We start from the raw sequence: 21,631 nt of genomic DNA, 5'->3' as shown, positions 1-21,631 counted from the left end.
ACCCGCCAGACACACAAATCCGTCAGAATACCTGTATGCCGCGCATCAATTTCCACCAGCAACTCGCCGCACTGAAAGACAAGCTCCTCGCCATGGCCGCTCTCTCGCAGCAGGCCCTTGAACTCTCGGTCGAGGCCTATGTCACGCGCGATGTTGCACTTGCGAGCCACGTCCTCGAAATCGAGAAGGCCATCAACGCCGCCGAGACCACGGTCGACGAGATGGCCTACGAGCTCCTTGCCAAAGAACAACCGATGGCGGTCGACCTCCGGTTCATCCTCTCCGTCATCAAGATCAACGGAGACCTCGAACGCATCGGCGACCAGGCCACCGGCATCGCCCGCCGCGCCATCAACCTCGACGTCAAACCGCGCATCCACCTCCCCATCGACATCAAGGACATGGGCGAAAAGGTCGGCGTCATGATCCGCCGCGCCGTCCAGGCTCTCCTGGAAGCCGACGCCAAGCTCGGCGAATCCGTCCTCGCCATGGACGACGAGATCGACCGCATGAACCGCGCCGTCCAGACCGAGTTGATTGACGTCATGCAGCAGACCCCCTCCTGCTCCGAGCAGGCGCTCAGCGCCATCATCATCTCGCGCAACCTCGAACGCGCCGCCGACCACGCCACCAACATCGCCGAAGACGTTATCTTCTGGGTCCGGGGATCGGATGTTCGCCACAAGCTCTCGCTCGTCGAAGCCGATTAAACAGGACGGGCATGGGGCGGAAGGCCTACCCGATTCTTGACGCCTCCCGCCCGTCAAATTAGCCTTGAAGATATGCCACAGGTCTCAAACGCGCCGCTCTGTTGTCGCCGCTGCCTCGCGCAAGCCTGAGCCCTCCGCGACCGAGTTCGCGACCAACGGCAAAAGCCTCCGCGCCCACTCTTCAGAGTGGGCTTCTTTCTTGCAATATCCAAAAAGGATTCGCACCCGATGCCCGACGCAACCACCCCCGTCCCCGCAGCCCCCGTCAAGGAAACCAAGGCCCAGAAGTCCGAGCGGCTGAAGCTCGCCAAGAACCCCTGGGACGCGTGGGACGAGGTACGCGAGTTCGCCAAGCAGGGACGTGACTCCGTTCTTCCCGAGTGGACCGGCCTCTACTTCAAGTGGTGGGGCGTCTACACCCAGGGCGACGGCCTCGGCGTCACCGGCGGCACAGCCGGCGAGGGCAAGGCGACCGAGTACTTCATGATGCGCATCGGCCTGCCCAACGGCATCCTTACCAGCGAGCAGCTTCGCGTCATCGCCCATCTGACCAAGAAGTACGCCCGCAACCTCTCCGACATCACCACCCGCCAGAACATCCAGCTTCACTGGCTCACGATCGGCGCGCTCGTCGACGTCACCGACGCCCTCACCGCCGTCGGTCTCTCGCCCAAGGGAGCCTGCGGCGACGTCGTCCGCAACGTCACCGGCTGCCCCATCGCCGGCATCGACCATCACGAGTTGCTCGACGGCAGCCCGCTCGCCCTCGAGATCGCCCACAAGCTCACCGCGAACCCCGAGTTCTATAACCTGCCGCGCAAGTTCAAGATCTGCGTCACCGGCTGCCCCCTGTGGTGCGCCTACCCCGAGATCAACGATGTCGCGCTCACCGCCATCAAACGCGAGGTGAACGGCCTCGAAGAGATCGGCTACACCCTCCGCGTCGGCGGCGGCCTCTCGACCGAGCCGCACATCTCCGTTCGCATCCCCGCGTTCATCCCGCAGGACAAGGCCTACGACGTCGTCGAAGCCGTGGTCCGCATCTTCCGCGAGCAGGACGTCCTCCGCGAGAACCGCACCCGCGCCCGCATCAAGTACCTCTTTATGCGCCACGGCTGGACCGCGGAGACCATGCTCGAGGCCATTGAAGCGAAACTCGGCTACAAGCTCGACCCTTCACCCGTCACCGAAGACATCATCCCTGACGACGTCTATCGCGACCACATCGGCATCACCCCGCAGAAGCAGCCCGGCCTCTCCGCCGTCGGCGCGAGTGTCCTGCGTGGACGCCTCTCCGGCGACCAGCTTGAGCGCCTCGCCGAGCTCTCCGAGAAGTACGGCGACGGAAGCCTTCGCGCGACCATCATGCAGAACATCCTGCTCGTGAACATCAAGAATGAGCACGTCCGCGAACTCGTCGAAGACTTGAAGGCCATCGACCTCCACGTCGAGGTCTCCCCCTTCTGGCGCGGAGCCATCGCCTGCACCGGCACCGAGTTCTGCAAGCTGGCCATCGCCGAGACCAAGGGTTTCTCGAAGTGGCTCGTCTCCGAGCTCGAAGACCGTCTCCCAGCCTTCGATCAACAGATCAAGCTGCATGTCACGGGCTGCACCAACTCCTGCGGCCAGCACTGGATCGCCGATATCGGCCTCGAGGGCAAGAAGCTCAAAAAGGATGGCAAGACAGTCGACGCCTTCTACTTCTGCGTCGGTGGTGCGGTGGGCAAGTATGCCCGCCCGGCTCGCCCACTCGGCTTCCGCGCCGCCGCCGAGGACTGCCCCGCCGCCATCGAACGCCTTCTGCGTGGATATCTCGCAGCCCGCGAACCCGAGGAAGACCTTCGCGCCTACTTCAACCGGACGGATGACGAACATCTCCGCGCGCAGTTGAACGGAACCTTCATCGACCCCGTGGAGCGCGATGCTCCGCCCGCCGGCGGGAGGCACGTCGCGGATGCGTAGGGTACGCTGAAACTTGCAGCAAAGGCCAACGTCACGGAGTTGCATTGTTGAGCGGTTTCATCTCTCCCAAGATCGTCAGCGCATTTCTTTTTTCGTGTGCCGCATTGTTCGGGATATCTCCCCCTGTCTCGGCCCAGAAGGGCTCTAGTCGCACGGAGCGGCGCATCAACCCGCAGGCCCCTCTGCAGGCGGAGCTCCTCGCGCCTCTGGACGCCTCGAAGCTTGCTGTGGGCTCGCCGGTGCTCGCGAAGAGCCGCTTCGACTGGAGTTATCCAGCCTGTCCCCTTCCATCCGGCGCCCTGATCACGGGACACATCTCCGCAATCCAGCAGCGGACGAAGCAGAACAAGGGCACAAGCTTCACAATTCTCTTCGACCACGCTAACTGCCACGGAAACGGACCGGCTGAGGTGCGTTTTCGCATTTTTGCAATGATCGGCGAGCAGAGAGTCGATGAAGGTTCGCCGTTGCTGGATCGTGCTGGGCTCTTCGGCTCAATCAGCCCACGAGCCCCACTGACCATGGGTGGCGGCCGAACTGCCCCAGCACCTCCTCCCTATGATCCCAGCCAGGACATGAGCCAGTCGAACCGCCGGAAGCGCGAACTGCCTACGGTAATCCTCGCCGGCATGGTCTTCGGGCTGGACAAGATCACCCTCGATCCGGGTGACGGTCAGGACGACGGCTCCGTCATCACCGATCCAAAGAACAACCTGCATATCGATGGAGCCACGCAACTCGTCCTGATGCCCGTACCGGCCGTCGTGCGCGCTGCACCGGAGATGATGGCCAAGGGCGCGGGGACGCCGGCTCCCACGAAGCTCACGCCGCCTCCCACCGTCGTGGTCGCTCCTGCGCTGCCGGACGAGACCGAGGTCTGCGCGGCGTCCTGCACGGTCGTGGCTCCGCCAGCCAGATCCGAGATTGCCAAGGCTGCGCTCATGTTCCCGGCTGGCACGCTCGGCTTCGTGCCACACGATCGCAGGGAGTACACGGCGTTCGACTACGAATCCACCCTCACCTTTATCGACGAGCACAACTTGCTCTTCACCTTCGACTCCCATAAGCTGCGCCAGCGCCTTCCGGCCGGCTTTCGCGGCGAGTCCATGCGCCAGATACGAGCCGTTCTGCTCGACCCGGCGACTCTGGCTGTAAAGAAGATTCGCGAGTGGCAGGTGCAGGGCGACGGCCGGTTCCTCTGGCGATCCGGTTCCAACGAGATTCTCGTCCACATCGGACATCAGCTTCGTCTGCTCGATGCCAACCTGGATACGATACGATCCATCGACGTACCGGGAGAGCTCGCCTTCGCAACTCTCTCTCCGCTCGGAGAACGCATCGCCATAGGAACGCTCCATGAGCGTTACACCCGCGAGAGCCACGATCAGCTCTACAACACACTTGGCTACGAACCCGAGGAAGACATAGACGTCCAGCTCTTCGACCGATCATTCACCCTCCTGCTCACGGCCCGGCAGACGACGTCGATCCCGATACCGGTTCTCTCGGACGACGGTGAAATTCGCGTGGTTCCAGCCGGCCACGACCGCTGGCGCATAACCGATTACCTGTGGGATCGCTCCGAACGGACGATCGCAACGACCACTTCGACCTGTCACCCCACAGTCTCAGCACCGCTTCCGGGATCGCTCTTCCTGAAGGGCTGCACCAGCCAGCCACTCCAGAACTGGTACCGGATGCTTCGCCTGGATGGGCACCCTATCCTCAAAGCGCGCGGCAGCTCGCAGGAGCTGGAGCAATCTTCGTCGAGCAGCAACGGGTCGCAGTTCGCCATCCGTGTCGTGCGAGCACTGCATTCGAAGGCGCGCGGAGACCGCTTCCACAAGGAAGACTTGCATGAGCAGGAGATCAGCATTTACCGCATCGCCGATGGAAAGCGCCTCTTTAATACGGTCGATCCGAGCGTGTCTCTCGCCGAGCAATCGTTCGCGCTCTCGCCAGATGGCCAACGGCTCGCGGTCCTGTCGAACGCCAACATCTCCCTCTACGCCACATCGTCAGATGTGCATTAGCGTGACTTTGCCATTGACCTCAGTCACGAACCGAGAGCACGACGCGGTCGGTGGCGTTTTCGTCAAACCCTGAGACCGCGTTGGCAAAGTACTTCAACGCCTGAAGAAGGTCGCCTTCATTCTGCGTCAGAAGCAGCGTATCCCTCCCACGAAAGACGACCTCAAGCCGTGTGGGCTCGCCAGGGTGCACGGTGATCGAGAACGTGAGTTCGAGCCGTACCGCCTCGATCGTTTCCCGCAGAAAACCGCGTACAGCCACTTCCGCGGGGCTGAGCTCGTTCATTGTGCTCTCTCGATGTGGGATAGTCATTTAGACCACATCGCACCGCTCTTTGCCCAATCGTTTTTTTCCTGATGTTTGATAAGAAAGTTCATAAGGGTGATACTCAGTCGAACTTTGTTGATGAAACTGTAGCTTACTGAAATAAAGATTTACAAAAGGCGAGGGTGCCGATCTGATCGAAAACCGTCATCTTCGTTACTTTTCCGTGCTCGCGCGCACGCTGCACATGACGCGGGCCGCTGAGCAACTACACGTCGCGCAGCCCGCGCTGACCCAGAACATCCAACATCTCGAGCAGGAGCTCGGAGCGACGCTGATCGCCCGCAACGGGCGCACCCTCCTCCTTACCGAGGCCGGCGCGGTCTTTCTCGCCGAGGCCGAACGCAGCCTGCACCAGTTCGAACTGGCGAAAAATGCCGCCCGCAAGGTCGCGCGGGGCGAAGCCGGCAATCTCTCGCTTGGCTTCAGCAGCGCAGCGGGAATTCGCGTCGTACCCCGGGTCGTCAAGAACTTCGGCGACCGCTACCCTGACATCCGCGTCCACCTGACCGAGATCGGTGCGGAAGCGCAGTTGCGCGCCCTACGGGACGGAAGCATCGATGTCGGCATTGGCTACGCGCAGTCGACACCAGAGTTCGAGACCTCCCGGCTTCCGGCCGAGTCCCTCTTCGCCGTTCTGCCCGAGAACCATCCTCTCGCGCGGAAAGAGGATCTCGACATCAGCGAACTCTCCCGGGAGGTCTTCGTCGTTCCCTCCCGCAAGGTCGCCACCACTCTGCGCGATGCGATCATGGCCGAGTGCGAGGACTCCGGCTTCCGGCCGCACCTGATTCAGGAGATCACGACGGCGCAGACCGCGCTCGGAATGGTCGCCGCAGGCGTAGGCATCTCCATCCTGCCGACGACGATCCGCACGCTCGAACACCCCGGCGTCGCCTTCATTCCTCTCAAGAACACTCGGCACGAGGTGCGCCTTGCCCTTCTGTGGCGGCGTGATCATCCCCCGGCTGCTCTCCGGAAGTTGTTGATGGTGCTGTAGATCGGGCTGTGACACAATCGCAGCATGAAGATCAAGGCGCTCTCCGCGCTCCTCGCTTTCTGCCTCTTCGTCTGTGCCGTCCAGGCTCAGAACCAGACCACCGACTATCCTCAGGGATCTGATTGGCCTACCGTGACTCGTCCGTCAGGATCCATCATCGCGGGCTCTTCGCATATCGATAGCGACGAATTCGCCGTCCCGCTGAGCCGCTTCTATCACAGCAAATTCGAGAAGACCGTCACCGCCACCGGTGCCGTCGACTACCTCGCCTACTCCGGCCCGCCGACCGTATCGACGCTTCAGAACTTCAATAACATCTCTGCCCAACTCACCGGCGAAGGCTATAAGCAGATCTTCACGTGCGCGAAAGCGGAGTGCAACGCCGCGGCCTTTGCCTATGCCCTTCGCGACCCACTCCTTTCCGCGCTCGGCGGGACGGGATATCACAACATCACGCTCGATAGCCTCGGCGCAGCCTCAGGAGACATCCGCTATGCCGCCTTCCAGAAAGGCAACGAGTATCTGTGCGTGATGACCGTGCTCAACCCCGGGCGACACTCCGGCGTTCTGCTCGTCAACGTGGGCGGCAGGAACCCCGTTCCGTCGAGCGGCACGACGAAGGCGAAGCCCACCAAGCCTACGGAGCCGGTGCCGGTTCGACCGAACCGCCCGTGAATGACAGCGCCCGGACAGTCCTCCTAGACGGCGCTGGAGATGAAGCGAGTGGCACCGTACCGTTCCCCTGTGCCAACCAGTTCCTCGACCGCCTCAACGGAACGAATGCCACCGCGTGCACCGACCGCCATGCAGTTCAACGCCGCGGCGGCGCAGGCGAAGTCAAGCTGGCGTCCAAGGTCCCACCCCTGCGTCAGCCCGTAGATGAAGCCGGCGTGGAAGATGTCTCCGGCACCAGTCGTATCGACGACCGGCACGCAGTAGGCGGGGGTGCTGTGGATCTCCTTGCCATCCCAGGCAACAACGCCGTCCGGCCCAAGTGTCGCCGCCGTCAACAGGCATCCGAACTTCCGCTGCATCTGCCGCAGCGCTCGCTCCACATCGTCCTCCTGCATCAGGCGGCAGGGAAAATCACGGCTCACGATCAGGTAGTCGATGTTCTGGATCAGCTCTTCCACACCCGGATAAAGCTCATCAAGATCCGCGATCACCGGGATCCCAGCGTCGCGAGCCCACCGGGCTGCGGTTGTCGCGGCGGCGGTATCATAGCCGTCCACGTGCAGCGCCTTCGCGTTCACGATCCAATCTCGCTGAAGATCGCTCGGCGCCAGCACGAGCCGTTCATCGCGGCGACAGAGCACCGTCCGCTCTCCTTCGCCATCCACCAGGATCAGCGACTGCGCGCTCGACCCGCCCGGAACCGTCGTGATGCGCGCGTCGACGCCAAGCCGCTCAAACTCATGCCGGTGCAGACGTGCTGCATCATCGTCTCCAAGCTTGCCAACGTACCGGGTCTTCATGCCCCAGTTCTGGCACGCGACGACCGTGGTCGCAACCTGCCCGCCCGGGTGTACCGTGGCGTTCCGATACTCTACCTTCGAACCGACTACAGGGTATTTCGTGAGCGGGATCACCGTGTCGGTGGCATTCAGTCCGACGCCGACCAGGTCGACCTGCGACAAATTCGTCATCTATTTACTGTAACGCTCTTCCCCGCTCGCGGACACATCCGGGCGCACCGCGGTGCTGCGTGCCTCACGCGAACGCTTGAACCCTCGTAAAATAATCCGATGGACCTGTTCCCGATCTTCCTCAAACTCTCGGCGCGCCCATGCATCGTCATCGGCGCGGGCAATCTTGCCGAGTCGAAGATCGAAAGCCTCCGCGCCGCTAACGCCCACGTCACCGTCATCGCGCCGAACGCCCGCGAGCGCATCCTCGCCATGGCTGAAGCGGGCGAGATTCACTACCACCCGCGTGAGTACGCCCAGGGCGACCTCGCCGGAAACTTTCTCGTCGTCGCCGCGACCGATAACCCCGCCGTCAACCGCGCCGTCTTCGCCGAAGCAGAGCAGAGCAACATCCTCTGCAACGCAGTCGACGACCCGCCGTTCTGCGACTTCTACTTCCCTTCCGTGGTCCGCCGCGGCGACCTCCAGATCGCCATTTCGACCGCCGGTGCCAGCCCGGCACTCGCCCAGCGGCTGCGCAAGGAGCTCAACGCGCAGCTTCCGCTCGATCTTGGCGACTGGCTCAACGATCTCGGCAACCTGCGCCGCGAAGTGGTCCAGGCCGAGCCTCTGAACGAGGAGCGCCGACTGCTCCTCCATCAACTCGCCCAGCGCGATGTCTGCGGCTTCGACGGCTGCCCCTCCCGCCAGATGGCCCGCGCCCACGCCCGCACTAATCCCATGCCGGCAGAGCCTGAGCTGTCGTGAACGGAAGCTCAGACCTTATCGCAAGAGCAGGAACCGTCTACCTCGCCGGAGCCGGCCCAGGCGACCCGTCTCTCCTGACCGTGCGCGCCTTGCGCCTCCTCGAAACGGCGAGCACGATCCTCCACGACGACCTCGTCTCGGAAGAGATCCTCGCGCTCGCCAACCCCGCCGCCGCACTCACCTCCGTCGGCAAGCGCTGCGGAAAGCCGCGTGTCACCCAGCCAGAGATCCACGCCATGATGATCGCCGCCGCACGCGCCGGAGAGTCCGTTCTGCGTCTGAAATCCGGCGACCCCCTCGTCTTCGGCCGCGCCGGCGAAGAGCTCGAGGCTCTCCGCGCCGCCGCCGTCCCCGTAGAAATAGTCCCGGGCATCACCAGCGCCTTCTCTGCCGCCGCTGCTCTCGGCACACCGCTCACCGACCGCGCCGCCGCCAGCCGCCTTATTCTCGCCACGGGCCACCACAGCGCGGCCAAGACCGACGCTACGCCTATCTGGTCCGGATCCCTGCCCCACGACTCCACGCTCGCCCTCTACATGCCCGGCCGCCACTTCCGCGCGCTCGCCGATGACCTCATTGCATCCGGCATCGCTGCCGACACGCCTGTCGCCGCCATCTCGCGTGTCTCGACACCCCATCAGCAGACCCACACCACCACGCTCGCCGACCTGCAAGACGAGCACGTCGGTGCCGCGCCGGTGCTTCTCCTCATCGGCCACGCCATCCGCATCCACCCTTGAAAAGAACGCTATGCCTTTCGTTCACCCCACCAAAAGCAGTGCAAATCCCACGTTTCGCAGCGCAAACGGACGCATAGCCTGAATGAGTTGCAGCCGTCGAGGAATCAGAAACATGGAAACCGTCGAGCAAGCCAGTTCTGAACATCCCGTAAGAATCTTCGAACCGGCAGAGGCCAGCGCCACCGACCCCATCGCGCTCTTTCGTCAGTGGCTCGACGCAGCCAGCAAGACCGAACCGAATGACCCCAACGCCATGGCCATAGCGACCTCGACGCTCAGTGGCCACCCAAGCGTTCGCATGGTGCTGATGAAGCGCCTTGATGAACGAGGCTTCTCCTTCTACACCAATGCCGAGAGCCGCAAGGGCGAGGAACTTGAGGCGAATCCAAACGCCTCGCTCTGCTTTCACTGGAAGACGCAGCGGCGCCAGGTCCGTATCGACGGCCCGGTCGAGATGCTCTCGCCCGAAGACTCGGACGAGTACTTCCACAGCCGCTCCCGCCGAAGCCAGATTGGCGCCGTCGCCTCCAACCAGAGCCACCCACTGGCCAGTCGTCAGCACCTCGAACGCGAAGCCGAGGCGCTCGCCGCCCGTTTCCCAGAGATCATCCCGCGTCCGGACTACTGGCGCGGATTCGTCGTGCAGCCAAGCGCCATCGAGTTCTGGCAGGACGGCCCTGACCGCCTGCACGACCGCATGCTTTACACCCGCACCGCCGGCGGCTGGACTCGCACCCGCCTCTACCCTTAGCAGGTTGGCCATAGTCCATTCGCCGGTGCTATCCTCCTCCCCATGATTCGCACGAAGCTTCTCGTCGCTGCCTCTATCCTTCTTCCTGCCTGCATGATTGCCCAGACTGCCTCCAAGCCCCTCCTCCTCGTTGCGAATCAGAAAGATCACAGCCTGAGCCTCATCGACGTCGCGACGAATCAGCAGGTCGCCGCTGTGGACGTCGGCGGCGTCACCGGCCACGAAGTTGCCGCCAGCCCCGACGGCCGCACCGCCTTCGTCCCGATCTACGGCAACTCCGGCGTAGGCAAGGCGGGCACTGACGGCCAGAGCATCGCGGTCATCGACCTCGCCTCGCGCAAGATCGTCCACACCATCGACTTCCCCCACGGTGTCCGTCCACATCTGCCCGTCTTCGATCCCACCGGCAAGATCCTCTATGTCACCACCGAGCTCGACCAGGCCATCACCGCCTTTGATCCAAAGACCTACAAGACGCTCTTCACCATCCCGACCACGCAGAACGAGTCGCACATGTTCGTCGTGAGCAAGGATGGCAAGCGCGCCTACACCGCGAACGTAGGCCCCGGCAATGTCTCTGTCCTCGATCTCGTCTCACACAAGACCATCACCGTCATTCCCATCTCGGGCAACACGCAGCGTATCTCCATCTCACGCGATGGAAGCATGGTCTTCACCTCCGACCAGACCAAGCCGCAACTCGCCGTCATCGACACCGCGACCAACAGGATCAAGACCTGGATTCCGATGCCGGCCACCGGCTATGGCAGCGCCTCGACCAAAGACGGCCGCTTCCTGATCATCGCCCTGCGCGATCCGAAACAAGTCGCCATCATCGATCTGCAAGCCATGAAAGTCGTCAAGACGCTCGACATGCCAGGCCTGCCGGTGGAGGTCCTCGTCCGCCCCGACGGCAAGTTCGCCTACGTCTCCTGTAACAAAAAGGTGGCCATCATCGACACGGCAACCATGCAGGTCAGCGGCACGATCGAAGCTGGCGCCGGCGCCGACGGCCTCTCCTGGGCCGAATAACAGCTACTTCACGGCACCCTGCTTTGTGCTCGCCACCCACAGCAGCCCATCCTCGAAGAGCTGATTCTGCACATCGCTGGTGAGCACGCGGTCGCCGTGTCCCATGTTCATGTAGAGCATCCGGTACTTCTGGTTCGTCCATACCACCGGCAGATCCCCACCCGCCAGCACATCCTTCAGGCCGATAGGATAGTTCGAAGGCGCGAGCGTCATCAGCACCTTCACGTCCTTGTTCTCGCGGGGCGACGGCTTCCAGATATACCACTCGTTCGACGGAGACACGAAGCTCTGCGGCATGCGCTTGACGACAGGATGCGCCGGATCGTCGATAGTGAGCTTCGCGGGGAGCGGAGGCCATTCGTTCCCGTAAAACACCCCGCCACCCAGGAAGTCGACAAACCACGGCCAGTGCGTGCCGCTGTCGTTGTAAGCAGCGATATGGAAGCCAAGCCACCCGCCGCCGTGAGTCATGTACTGCTCGAACGCCGCTTTCTGTTGCGCGGTGTGCGGAAAGTCATCCAGCCACATCACCACCTGGTACTTCGCCAGGTTCTCCGCGTTCATATCGTCCCAGCTCACGGTGGACGCGAACTCGAAGTGATCCCGCTGCGCCACACCCGAGAAAAACTGGATCGCCTGGTGCGCGAAATCGACATGGTCGTGCTCGACCTTATCGGAGTAGAAAGCAAGCACATGAAGCGTAGCAGGCTGCTGCGTCCGCGCCACACCGCAAGCCATCAACGCGCAGAGGAATAAGAGGAGGCGCTTCATTTGCCCGCCGCCCACACGATCGAGTTATGAAAGAGGGTGGTGAACGCCTTGTCCTCGAGCAGCTCCGGATGATGCCCCATGAAGAGGTACACGTTCCTCGCCTTCACATGCTCGTTCGTCCAGATCACCGGATGATCCCCCATCTTGATATCGCTTGAGGGCTTATAAGTGTTCTCATCCACACTGGCAAGCACGCGCACGTTCGGTCGCGGCGACCGGCTCCACGTATACCACTCCTCCTGCTTGATCGTGAACGAACCCGGGATGTTCCGCATCACCGGATGGTTCGGAGCCTCGACCGTAACAACCCCATCCGCAAAGGTGGGAATGTACTTCGTGAAGCGGATCTCTCCCATGAACTCCGAAAACCACGGCCACATCTGCGTCCCATCGAATTCACCTAGCAACGTCGCATGATGAAACCCGACCCATCCAATCGTTCCATTCTCAATCGCGTCGTGGAATGCGCTCATCGCCGTGGGCGTCCAGTTATACGGGGGATAGTTCAACTGGAGAAATACCTTGTACTGCGAAAGGTACGCCGCATCGATCTTCTGCGTGTCTTCGATGTAGTCGATCGTGAATCCATCGACGGTTGCTTCATGAGCGAGCCATATCTTTGCCGCATCGACGAAAGGCTTATGAATCCCACCCGTCTCCGCGATAGCAAGCACCTTGTAAGTCGGCGCGACCGGCGGCTTCGCCTGCCCGAAGATCCTTCCAGCACAGCCAATCACAAGCAGCATCGCGGCAAGATACGAAGGAAGAAAGCGTCCATTCAGAGGCATCGTCAAAGTCCTGTCTCGGGAATTCGGTACTATTCTAGGTGTCTGCGTGAAGAAGATATGAGGTAAGGTATGACATTCGTATTCGGCAGGCCCGGCGCCACTAACAAACGTTTCTTTAGAAAGTCTACTTTACCCCATGCCCCGCGTCTCGCCGTATTCGCATTCTTCTTGAGTTACGCGGCGCTAGGAGCACAAACGCCCGAGGCCGTCGCCACCCTCGTCAATCGCACGGGAATCGTCCTCAGCGAGAGCACAGGCAAGGTCTACGCCGTCGACCGCTCGCACGATTCAGTCGCCGTCATCGACGAGAGCGGAGCCACAAAAACCATCAAGGTCGGCGTCGGCCCCGAGGCGCTCGCGATGAACAACCGCACCGGCATGCTCTACGTGGCGAACTCCGGAGACAAAACCGTCTCGGTCATCGACAGCAGGACCGACGCCATCGTCGCCACCATCCCCACGCCCGCCCGCGCCTACGCCATCGCGTCGGACGACACCGCGAACAAGGTGTACGTCTCACTCACCTTCAGCAACCTCCTCACCGTCATAGACGGCAAGACCAACACGGCATCCGATATCAAGACGGGTTCAGCCGACGCCATCCTCGTCGATGCGAAGCGCAAGCAGATCTACCTGCTCGGATACGAGAGCGATGCCCTCACTGTCGTCAACACCGAGACGCAGGCAATCAGCAAGCTTCCTGCAGGCGCACTCCATCTCTGGGGTCTGGCGCAGTCCGAGCGCACTCTCTTCGTCTCGCATATCCAGGATTCCTCCATCGCCGCGATCGACGTGGAAACAAAGTCCATCCGCAAGATCGACACCGGCGCGATGCCGAGCGCCATCGCCGTCGACTCCACCACCGGCAACGTCTTCGTCGCGAACTACGGCGACGGCTCTGTCACCATCATCGACGGAGGCATCGGCAAGGTTCTCGCCACCATCACCGTCGGCGAACATCCGCAGGCCATCGCTATCGACGCAAGCCGTGGTGTCGCCTACGTCGCCAATGCCGCCGACAACACCGTCACGCTGATCGACGAAGCCACCCGCCGCGCCATCAAGACGGTCAAGGCCGGCGACCACCCTTACGCGCTCGTCGTCGACCCGAAGACCCATACCGCCTACGCCGCCAACCTCGGCAGCACGGCCTTCACCGTGCTCGGAAACTAAGCGTTCGTCTCTTCAGCCACCGAAAGCTCAACGCCCTTCGCCTCGGAGCCCGACGCCGTCACCGCGGCCACCACGACCGCCACAACAAGCACGGTTCCCGAGAGCACAGGCCCAAGCATGCCACCCGCAAAACGCTGCGCCAGCCCTGCCTGAAACACCCCGTTACGCGACGACAAGAGATTCCCAAGCTGATACGCGAATCCCGGAAAGACCGCACGCACCGGCCCCGGCGAAAGCTCGTTCAGGTGCGCCGGAATCACGCCCCACGCTCCCTGCACCATCAACTGCATCATGAAGCCACCAGCCGCCATCGCCACCACCCCATGGGACCACGCCCACAGCGGAATCATCGGAATCGCCAGCAGGGACGAAACGACAATCGCCTTCCTCCTCCCAAAGCGCTCCGAGAGCGAACCGCACACGATCCCCCCGCATAGAGCCCCAAGGCTCCCGACGACAATCACCAGACCAACCATCCCCGACGACAGCCCACGATCCTTCTCGAGGAACGTAGGATACAGATCCTGCGTGCCATGGCTGAAACTCGTGAACGCCGTCATCAGCACAACCAGAAAGAGAAAGCTCGGGAGATAGGTCACCAGCTTGCCCCACTCGAACCCGACATGCGGATTGCGCGTCTTTTCCGCCTTCGCCTCAAGCCACGTCGGCGACTCCTCCACCTTGAACCGCAGGTAGAAGGCAAGCAGGGCCGGCGACGCCCCGATCATGAACAATACACGCCACGGCGTCCATATCCCCGTCCCATGCAGGTGTGAAAAGAGAAGCCCATAGGTCGCCGCCGCCAGCAGGTTGCCGACGACATACCCTTCCTGTAGCACTCCTGAAAAGAACCCGCGCCCGCGCGCCGGTAGCGTCTCAAACGCAAGCGCCGCGCCGACGCCCCACTCCCCGCCCATCGCGACTCCGAACAAAGCCCGGCACACCAGAAATAAAGGAAGAGTAGGCGCAATCGCCGACGCAAGTTCGAACACCGAAAACGCGATGATATTCACCATCAGCGTTGGCCGTCTGCCCCAACGCTCCGCCATCAGGCCGAAGAGAAAAGCCCCCACTGGCCGCATCGCAAGCGTCCAGAAGATCGCCTCCGCCACCTGCTTGATGCCCACGTGGAAGTCCGTCGCGATCGCCTTCAGACACACCGTCAACAGGAAGAAATCGAACGCATCGAGCGTCCATCCAAGAAAGCACGCGAAGAACGTGCTCCGCTGTGTCTTCGTCAATCCACGCCACTCCGCGAGCATGCCCATAGGTTCGCCCATCCTAGCATTTGCCAGGAGCGTTTCGCGGGATTGTCATCGGGAGGAATCGAACAGCTCAGCCCCGCGGCGACGCGGTGGCCTGCTTGAAAAGCAACCTACTCCGTTACATCTTCGAACGCAGCGGCGTGGCCTGTGCGACGGGGAGCACATCCGGGTCAGCCGTGTACTTCTTCAGCAACTGGTGATGCAGGCAGTAAAGCGCGAGCTCAAGCCGGTCGGAGACCCCAAGCTTGTCATATACCTTGCGCAGGTAATTCTTGATGACCTGCTCCGTCGTCCCGATCTGGTAGGCGATTTCCTTGTTACGCATGCCGCGCGTGATGCAACTGATAATCGCCAGTTCCTTCTTCGAGAGCTTCGGCTGTGTCTTCGGTCCGGTCAGCGAGGTCGCCTGTGCACGGTACGCATCGATCACCCAGCTAACCGACTGGTTGTCGATCCACGTCTCGCCCGCGGCGATCTTCCGCACGCACTTGATCAGCAGGTCCGGCGTGATCGACCGTGGAACCACTCCGCGCACGCCGCGGCGGTAGAGTTCTACCGTGTTTGCCTCGTCCGTCTCCACCACCTGCACAATCAGTTTCGCGTCGGGAGCCGTCCGGACGAGCTCCGGAATCGCGTCCGTCGTCCCTGCAATCAGTTGCCCTTCGAGAACAACCACATCCGTGGGGTAGCGCTGCAACGCTAGGTAAAGGTTCGCTAACGACTCGGCCTGGGCGACGACGCGAATGTCGTCCTCCACCGCGAATACCTTCCGCATGCCAACGCGATAGATGGCCTGAGAATCTGCAAGAATAACCCGGATCCCAAGCTGTTTCGATGCTTCTTCAGCCATTTCTTGAGATTCCAGAGTCTGCCCCCCCGTTTCCGACATAATATCCCTAGCCTCCGAGTACATATTCGTCAATCACTGCTGCGGCGAGGTCATCCGTCAACCGTCTCTGATGACGTACGATGCGTCCAACACAATGGATGATGAGATCTCTTGCGTTGCCCATGATAGCTGCCGGCATCGTCATTGTGAATTCGATCCGGCTGTCAACCTCGGGCAGCCTGTCACCACTGAACAGAAGTCCGTTCGCCGAAATATCTTCGGTCATCGCCTCACACCGGCCGTGTTCGGTCTCGAGCCAGATTCCCATGCGAATGGGAAACCGGACGGCGGAGCGCACCGGCGTATCGGTCATCAACTTCTGCCAGTCTGTTACCAAGATGCATCCTCCAGCCGCGTTGCGTTATAAACCTTTATGCCGGGTAAAGCGCTGCCGACCCGCCAATCCATTCCTGGTCCCGATTGTGATCAACGCCCATCATCAATCCGCGTCCCATTCGTACCAGGCTGATCACCGGTTCCATCCTTCCGCCTTCCGGCCACAGATACATCACCCGGATCTCCGCCTGGGTCATCCCGTGCGGAGTTTCGATCACAGGTTGAAAATGTACTCTTTCCTGTAACAAATACAAACTTCTCTCTTCAACCGGGATCGCTTCCAGCTCTGCGTCCGTTGGGGCGAACTGGATCCCCTTCCCGGCAAAGGAGTACAAAGGCTTCAACAGCACTTCATTTCGATCCGAGGGCAGCTTCGTTCTGCCCTTTCCATCAAACCAGTCGTTCAAAAATACCGCTGCCGGCACCGATGCGTGGTCGAGATACGGAAGCGAGAACTTGCTGATCCGAAAAAACCAGTTCGGATGCCCGGCCCACTCCACATCCAGATCGTCGCAGTACCGAAAAGCCAGCTCGATCCCCTTGCGCTCGATCTCATCGACGATTGCCCGGTTGAATACCCTGTGTATATCGACCAGTTCGCCTGAATCGTTCAGGTAAAAAAGCTTGCGGCCAACCTTTTCCAGTTTCGCTACATCCACGGTCACAATTCCAAGCCGCTCTTCGTACACCTTGAAGTCTGGAAGCGTCTTTTGATGCTCCGGCTCAACCTCAGCCAGGACAACGTGCTTCGGGTCATGCTTCCCAACGATCACCCGGCGCAGCAGCTCCCAATAACTCGCCTCATCGTGCCCGCCAAGATGCCACCGAAGTTCCTTGGGCAAATCGAAGACCGAACAATACTCCCGCGAAAGGACGTCCTGATAGCCGAAGACCGAAGGGAACGCCTGCATCTCCACTAGCTTCGGCTTCAGCGACCCATCCGCCGCCCGCACCAGGCCGAAGTCGACCGTCATGAACTCCGGCCACGGAGTCTCTCGCGGAACCCGGTACTCGGCCGGAATCGATCCCGACGATATCCTCATGTACTCCGGGTTCTCAACAAGTTGTCGCGTCAGCTCGATCCCCACCTCTGCCAACTCGTCGAGCATTTCCTTGGGAAAGAAGGCTGGGGTCTCGCACACACGAAACTGAACCTGCGTACGCGCCGCCGCGTCGAGCCGCTTCTGCAGCTCAACATACTTCGCCGCGGTAAAGTCTTTGTTGAAATCCCCACGAAACGGCTGAAGCATTGAACCCCGCCCGGTCTACTCGACCTCGATCAAAAACTCGCCGTCCCGCATAATCTGCTCCTCACCGTCGGCGTCCCCGAGCCAGATGTTGAACCCGAGCCCCACCACATCAATGTGCGTCGACGACTTCCACGGCGCACCCGTATGCGCTCCGTACGGATCGCCAAACGCGATATGCACCCCGGGAAACTTCTCATCCTGCAGAATGTTCCCGATCACCCGTTCCACCCCGATGTTCGTCCCAATGGCAAACTCGCCCACCCGGTCCGAGTTCGCATCCGTATGCGTGTACGCCCAGAAGTCCCGCTCCAGATCCTTGTTCGCGCTCGAAACCTTCGTGATCCGGTTTGCCTCGATATTGATCGTCAGCGGGGTTTCCCGGAGAATTCCATAGCGTGCGCAAAGGAAGTCCCCCACCACGCCATCAACCACAAACACCCCGTTTACCTCGCCGGGAGCCGTAAAGCACTCGCCACCCGGAAGGTTCCCCCACTTCTCCGGGCTGATGATCCCCGAAGTCTTGAACCAGCGGTAATCCGGCGAAAGCTCCGCATGAATATCCGTGCCCGCATCGGTCGTGGCCCGAACGTACGTGGCCTTGCGAACCTTATCCAAAACCGCCTGGCTCAGCTTGTCGACCAGCGTGAAGTCCGCCCGCATGCCTTGCACCATGATCTCGCCCGAGATGTTCACCATGTGGGCGTGGCGCATCCTCCGCCGGTTCACGACGTCGGTCATCTCCATGCGGCTACGCAGCTCATTCTGCTGCACTTCCACTGCGAAGATGCTGACCTGCGAACTCTCCATATCTTCCAGAATGATCTTCGGCATGCCGTCCAGAGGACGCAACGCGACCTCTTCCAGCACGAACCCGTTCCAGGTGCAGCCGATCTTGTCCAACTCATGCGCAATCGAAGCCGCCACCGCGATGCAGCTCCGGTCCGTGATGAGGGTTACCTTCTCTTCAGGCTGAATCCGCAAACAGGTGGTCGCCGCATTCCGCGCGCCGGCACTGTACTCCGCCGGAAAGGGAACTTCCCGCAACGCGTGCCCATCGACTGCAACCGTAGAATTCATCCGATTTTCCATTGCCCCAGCGATCATGTGTGTAGAATACCGCGTTCGCCAGTCCAGCGTGTATTACCCACGGCTGCCGATCGATACGACTAAAGATCAGCCCGGGTTTCACTCGCCATAAAGTCCACGACCTGCTTCAGATCGCCCGTCTCCTCGTACACCTTCAACTGCCGATCGGCTCCCGATCCGTTCTCCATCATGGTGTAGATGTATTCAATCTCCTTGCGGCTACCCAGCTCGTCCAATTGATCGTCGATAAATGCAAGATATTCGTGGATCAGTTCCCGAACCGGAACCTCGCACTGCTTGCCGAAGTCGATCATCTTGCCGTCTAGCCCGTACCGCACCGCCCGGAACTTGTTCTCCATCAGCAGCGCCCTGGAATACTGCCGATAGTCCTGATTGCAGGAGTGCAGCTTCCAGAGCTTCGCCGCCGTCGCCTGGATCAGCGCCGCGATCGCGATCGACTCCTGCGCCCTCATCGGGATATCGCACACCCGCACCTCGACCGTGTTGAAGAATGGATGCGGCCGCACATCCCACCAGATCTTCTTCGCGTTGTCGATGCAGTTCGTCTTGATCAGCAGGTTGATGTAATTCTCGAACTCCGAATAGCTCCCGAACGTGTCCGGAAGATTCGTTCTGGGAAAGTTCTCGAAGACCTTCGCCCGGTAGCTCTTGTACCCCGTCTTCATCCCCTGCCAGAAGGGTGAATTGGTCGAAAGCGCCAGGATATGGGGCAGAAAGTAGCGGATCGAGTTCATGATCCGGATCGCCGCCTCCCGATCCTCAATCCCCACATGCACATGCAGCCCGAAGATCAGGTTCGCCCGCGCCACAAGCTGCAGATCCTCGACCACCTGCGCATACCGTGGATCGGGATAGATCTTCTGCTCCCGCCAGTCGCCAAAGGGATGCGTCGCCCCCGCCACCAGCACCAACCCGTTCTCCTCCGCCAGCCGGATCATGTTCCGCCGCAGGTCGAACAGGTCTTCCTTGGCCTCGGTGATGTTCCGGCAGACTCGCGTTCCAACCTCGATGACGGACTGGTGCATCTCCGCCTTCACCCGTTCCTCGAGTCGGATCTTCCCCTGCTCCAGCATCTCGGTCGAAACATGCGACCGTAGATCCCGCGTCTCGGGGTCGATCGTCTGGTACTCCTCTTCAATCCCCAACGTAAACGAAGGCCGCATCGTCTCTCCTGGCAGTTGCCGTTGCTTTTCTGGTTGTCATTCCCGAAGGGAATCTGCGTTTGCCTTTGGCCTTGCCTGTCTTACACCGCCACCCTAACCCAAGCCGTGCCTGGAACGCCAGCCATCAATCACAAACCACCGCCATCCCCGGATCCTCCACAAACCGAAACATCAATTCCAACTGCGATGCCGTAACCCGGTCGACAGATAGCTCAGCCCCCAAAGCCTCGGCCAAAGTAAACCACCGCGCTCCACCCGTCTCCGCCGTCTCCTGCAGCAACTCCCCGCCCACCATCTCGCACCGGATAAACGCCTTGTAGATATACCAGGGCTGCGCCGGATGCTCATGCTTCCGCTTATCCAGCAGCGCCAGCAGCCTCACCGCCTTCACGATCAGCCCCGTCTCTTCAAGCGCCTCTTTCTCCGCCGTCTCAAAAGGCGTATACCCCACATCCGCCCACCCGCCCGGCAGCGTCCACCGCCCGCCGTCGTTCGTCTCCCGCACCATCAGAATCTCGGAGTCGCCGCGAAAGATCACCGCCCGAATATCCACCTTCGGCGTTTGATAACCGGTCTCACTCGCAAACACCTGAACAATCTTCTCGTAAGGCTCGTCGGTGATCTCCCCTAGTAGCCTCACGCTCAGCCCACGAATCTCCTCGTACCGCTCAAGATCGAACGCATTCGTCGAGTAAGCCAGCCCAGCCTGCGCGAGAGCCTGAAGACGTTGAGTGAGCACAAGCAGTTCCGCCGCTTCCATGCACGACCGACCAATCAAGACGGCGGCGTCAGAGCGCCTCTGACGACCGCCTCGTTAAGGGCGCGGCTGTGGCCGTGCCGGATTCAAGCGAAATGGGCTTCATCCTTAAGGTGCGAGCTAGTCTTTTTCCGCCGCCGTCTTCTTACTGGCCGCTTTTTTCGCTGCCGTCTTCTTCGCCGGAGCCTTCTTAGCAGCCGCCTTCACCGGAGCCGCCTTAGCAGCAATCGTCCCACCCGTCAGCAACGACCCCCACCGCATCTCATGAAGATCCGGCGTTCCAGCCTGCGCCTTCTCGACCGCCAGCCGCCCTACCGCCTCCACGATCCACCGGAAGTTCTCCTCGCCAACCGAATAGAAGTCCGCATCCGGAGCCGGATTCATGAAGTCGATCGCATACGGAACACCATCCTCAACCGCGAACTCGACCGTATTCAGGTCATACCCAAGCGCCCGGCAAAGCGTGAGCGCGTCCTTCTCGACCCGCTCCAAGAGCCCAGGGGCGTATGTCTGCGGCTCCAGCACATAGCGCTCCGCATGCGGACGGCGCGGATCGTACGCCATGATCTTCACCTTCGACTGTCCCACCACGTAGCAACGAAAGTACTCCTGAAACTTCACCGCCGCCTGCAGCGTCATCGCCAGGTCGCGGCTCTGGTCGTACGCATTAAAGAACTCCTCCGGGTTGTGAACATGAAACACGTCCCGCCATCCACCCCCGTCATGCGGCTTCAGGAACGCCGGAAACTGCACATAGTCGAAGATCTTCTGCCAGTTCAGCGGGAATTCGAGGTTCCGCAGCGACTGCGCGTTGATGTTCGGCGGAAAGTACTTGTGCGGCAGAAGAACCGTCCGCGGCACAGCAACACCCAGCTTCGTCGCCAGCGCGTAGTTAAAGAACTTATCGTCCGCCGACCACCAGAACGGATTGTTGATCACCTGCGTCCCGGTCAGCGCCGCGTTCTTCAGGAACGACCGGTAGAACGGCATGTCGTGCGAGATGCGATCCACGATCACCGAGTATCCCGACGGCACCGCCATCTCCACTCCGCCGACCTGCACGAACTCCGCGGTGATCCCTTCCAGGTTCAGCGAATTGATGTGCTCGACCAAAGCACCCGGGAACGTATTCTCCACACCAAATAGAACGCCAATCTTCTTCATCGATCCTCCAACAGGGTTCTCGTGC

General features: G+C 61.1%; 22 protein-coding genes. 10 read left to right on the top strand and 12 right to left on the bottom strand.

The window, feature by feature from the left end; genetic code table 11:
- The first annotated feature begins 35 nt into the window (after positions 1–35).
- From phoU to GRAN_RS19200, 3 genes are all read left to right on the top strand, one after another.
- Positions 36–710 carry a phosphate signaling complex protein PhoU gene (phoU, locus tag GRAN_RS19210; protein WP_128914652.1) on the top strand — a complete coding sequence of 225 codons (675 nt, stop codon included), beginning with the start codon at positions 36–38 and terminating at the stop codon, positions 708–710.
- A gap of 228 nt (positions 711–938) precedes the next feature.
- A complete protein-coding gene (locus tag GRAN_RS19205) occupies positions 939–2,672 on the top strand; it encodes a nitrite/sulfite reductase (RefSeq protein ID WP_128914651.1) in 1,734 nt (577 codons plus the stop codon).
- Between the two features lie 47 nt (positions 2,673–2,719).
- Positions 2,720–4,705, top strand: a complete 1,986-nt coding sequence (locus GRAN_RS19200; protein WP_128914650.1) for a hypothetical protein — start codon at positions 2,720–2,722, stop codon at positions 4,703–4,705.
- A 19-nt stretch (positions 4,706–4,724) separates the two neighbouring features.
- Here the strand turns inward: GRAN_RS19200 and GRAN_RS19195 are convergent, their stop codons facing one another.
- Positions 4,725–4,988 carry a hypothetical protein gene (locus GRAN_RS19195; protein ID WP_128914649.1) on the bottom strand — a complete coding sequence of 88 codons (264 nt, stop codon included), beginning with the start codon at positions 4,986–4,988 and terminating at the stop codon, positions 4,725–4,727.
- Between the two features lie 172 nt (positions 4,989–5,160).
- Between GRAN_RS19195 and GRAN_RS19190 the strand changes: the two genes are divergently transcribed.
- Positions 5,161–6,027, top strand: coding sequence for a LysR family transcriptional regulator (locus tag GRAN_RS19190; RefSeq protein WP_338323463.1), 867 nt, complete (start codon positions 5,161–5,163; stop codon positions 6,025–6,027).
- A gap of 24 nt (positions 6,028–6,051) precedes the next feature.
- Entirely contained in the window at positions 6,052–6,702 is a 651-nt protein-coding gene (locus GRAN_RS19185; RefSeq protein ID WP_128914647.1) for a hypothetical protein, read from the top strand.
- A 23-nt stretch (positions 6,703–6,725) separates the two neighbouring features.
- Here GRAN_RS19185 and GRAN_RS19180 read toward each other — a convergent pair whose 3' ends face one another.
- On the bottom strand, positions 6,726–7,673 hold the full coding sequence (locus GRAN_RS19180; RefSeq protein ID WP_128914646.1) for a carbohydrate kinase family protein: 948 nt from the start codon (positions 7,671–7,673) through the stop codon (positions 6,726–6,728).
- A 99-nt stretch (positions 7,674–7,772) separates the two neighbouring features.
- Between GRAN_RS19180 and GRAN_RS19175 the strand changes: the two genes are divergently transcribed.
- From GRAN_RS19175 to GRAN_RS19160, 4 genes are all read left to right on the top strand, one after another.
- A complete protein-coding gene (locus tag GRAN_RS19175) occupies positions 7,773–8,420 on the top strand; it encodes a precorrin-2 dehydrogenase/sirohydrochlorin ferrochelatase family protein (RefSeq protein ID WP_128914645.1) in 648 nt (215 codons plus the stop codon).
- Positions 8,417–9,160 (top strand): uroporphyrinogen-III C-methyltransferase, encoded by a 744-nt coding sequence (cobA, locus tag GRAN_RS19170; protein ID WP_241655017.1) that lies wholly within the window; start codon positions 8,417–8,419, stop codon positions 9,158–9,160. The genes GRAN_RS19175 and cobA overlap by 4 nt, the downstream gene beginning before the upstream one ends.
- A gap of 112 nt (positions 9,161–9,272) precedes the next feature.
- Complete coding sequence (gene pdxH / locus GRAN_RS19165; RefSeq protein WP_128914644.1) at positions 9,273–9,911, top strand: pyridoxamine 5'-phosphate oxidase; 639 nt, start codon at positions 9,273–9,275, stop codon at positions 9,909–9,911.
- A gap of 42 nt (positions 9,912–9,953) precedes the next feature.
- On the top strand, positions 9,954–10,943 hold the full coding sequence (locus GRAN_RS19160; RefSeq protein WP_128914643.1) for a beta-propeller fold lactonase family protein: 990 nt from the start codon (positions 9,954–9,956) through the stop codon (positions 10,941–10,943).
- A 3-nt stretch (positions 10,944–10,946) separates the two neighbouring features.
- On the opposite strand, the gene GRAN_RS19155 is transcribed toward GRAN_RS19160, so the two are convergent.
- Both GRAN_RS19155 and GRAN_RS19150 read right to left on the bottom strand, forming a co-directional pair.
- On the bottom strand, positions 10,947–11,714 hold the full coding sequence (locus tag GRAN_RS19155; RefSeq protein WP_128914642.1) for a ThuA domain-containing protein: 768 nt from the start codon (positions 11,712–11,714) through the stop codon (positions 10,947–10,949).
- Positions 11,711–12,502 carry a ThuA domain-containing protein gene (locus GRAN_RS19150; RefSeq protein WP_206662806.1) on the bottom strand — a complete coding sequence of 264 codons (792 nt, stop codon included), beginning with the start codon at positions 12,500–12,502 and terminating at the stop codon, positions 11,711–11,713. Before GRAN_RS19150 ends, GRAN_RS19155 begins: the two co-directional genes overlap by 4 nt.
- A 168-nt stretch (positions 12,503–12,670) precedes the next feature.
- Between GRAN_RS19150 and GRAN_RS19145 the strand changes: the two genes are divergently transcribed.
- The gene (locus GRAN_RS19145) at positions 12,671–13,675 is read left to right on the top strand and encodes a YncE family protein (RefSeq protein ID WP_161571064.1); all 1,005 of its coding nucleotides are present in this window, start codon (positions 12,671–12,673) and stop codon (positions 13,673–13,675) included.
- On the opposite strand, the gene GRAN_RS19140 is transcribed toward GRAN_RS19145, so the two are convergent.
- The 8 genes from GRAN_RS19140 to GRAN_RS19105 all read right to left on the bottom strand — a co-directional run bounded on the left by GRAN_RS19140 (position 13,672) and on the right by GRAN_RS19105 (position 21,606).
- Positions 13,672–14,943 (bottom strand): MFS transporter, encoded by a 1,272-nt coding sequence (locus tag GRAN_RS19140; RefSeq protein WP_128914640.1) that lies wholly within the window; start codon positions 14,941–14,943, stop codon positions 13,672–13,674. The genes GRAN_RS19145 and GRAN_RS19140 overlap by 4 nt on opposite strands.
- A gap of 115 nt (positions 14,944–15,058) precedes the next feature.
- On the bottom strand, positions 15,059–15,790 hold the full coding sequence (locus tag GRAN_RS19135; RefSeq protein ID WP_128914639.1) for a response regulator transcription factor: 732 nt from the start codon (positions 15,788–15,790) through the stop codon (positions 15,059–15,061).
- A gap of 46 nt (positions 15,791–15,836) precedes the next feature.
- The gene (locus GRAN_RS19130) at positions 15,837–16,166 is read right to left on the bottom strand and encodes a PilZ domain-containing protein (RefSeq protein ID WP_241655013.1); all 330 of its coding nucleotides are present in this window, start codon (positions 16,164–16,166) and stop codon (positions 15,837–15,839) included.
- A gap of 34 nt (positions 16,167–16,200) precedes the next feature.
- A complete protein-coding gene (locus tag GRAN_RS19125) occupies positions 16,201–17,415 on the bottom strand; it encodes an ATP-grasp domain-containing protein (RefSeq protein WP_128914638.1) in 1,215 nt (404 codons plus the stop codon).
- A gap of 15 nt (positions 17,416–17,430) precedes the next feature.
- Positions 17,431–18,492: an aminopeptidase gene (locus GRAN_RS19120; protein WP_192898039.1), complete on the bottom strand. Its 1,062-nt coding sequence runs from the start codon at positions 18,490–18,492 to the stop codon at positions 17,431–17,433.
- Positions 18,493–18,581: 89 nt separating this feature from the next.
- A complete protein-coding gene (locus GRAN_RS19115) occupies positions 18,582–19,685 on the bottom strand; it encodes a carboxylate-amine ligase (protein ID WP_128914636.1) in 1,104 nt (367 codons plus the stop codon).
- A gap of 124 nt (positions 19,686–19,809) precedes the next feature.
- Positions 19,810–20,424, bottom strand: a complete 615-nt coding sequence (locus tag GRAN_RS19110) for an NUDIX hydrolase (protein WP_241655011.1) — start codon at positions 20,422–20,424, stop codon at positions 19,810–19,812.
- 138 nt (positions 20,425–20,562) lie between these two features.
- Entirely contained in the window at positions 20,563–21,606 is a 1,044-nt protein-coding gene (locus tag GRAN_RS19105; protein WP_128914634.1) for an ATP-grasp domain-containing protein, read from the bottom strand.
- Positions 21,607–21,631 lie beyond the last annotated feature (25 nt).

This window comes from Granulicella sibirica (genome assembly GCF_004115155.1).
GTDB classification, from domain to species: Bacteria; Acidobacteriota; Terriglobia; order Terriglobales; family Acidobacteriaceae; genus Edaphobacter; species Edaphobacter sibiricus.
Note: the sequence above shows the minus strand (reverse complement) of the source record. Positions and strands in the feature narration are given on the sequence as shown.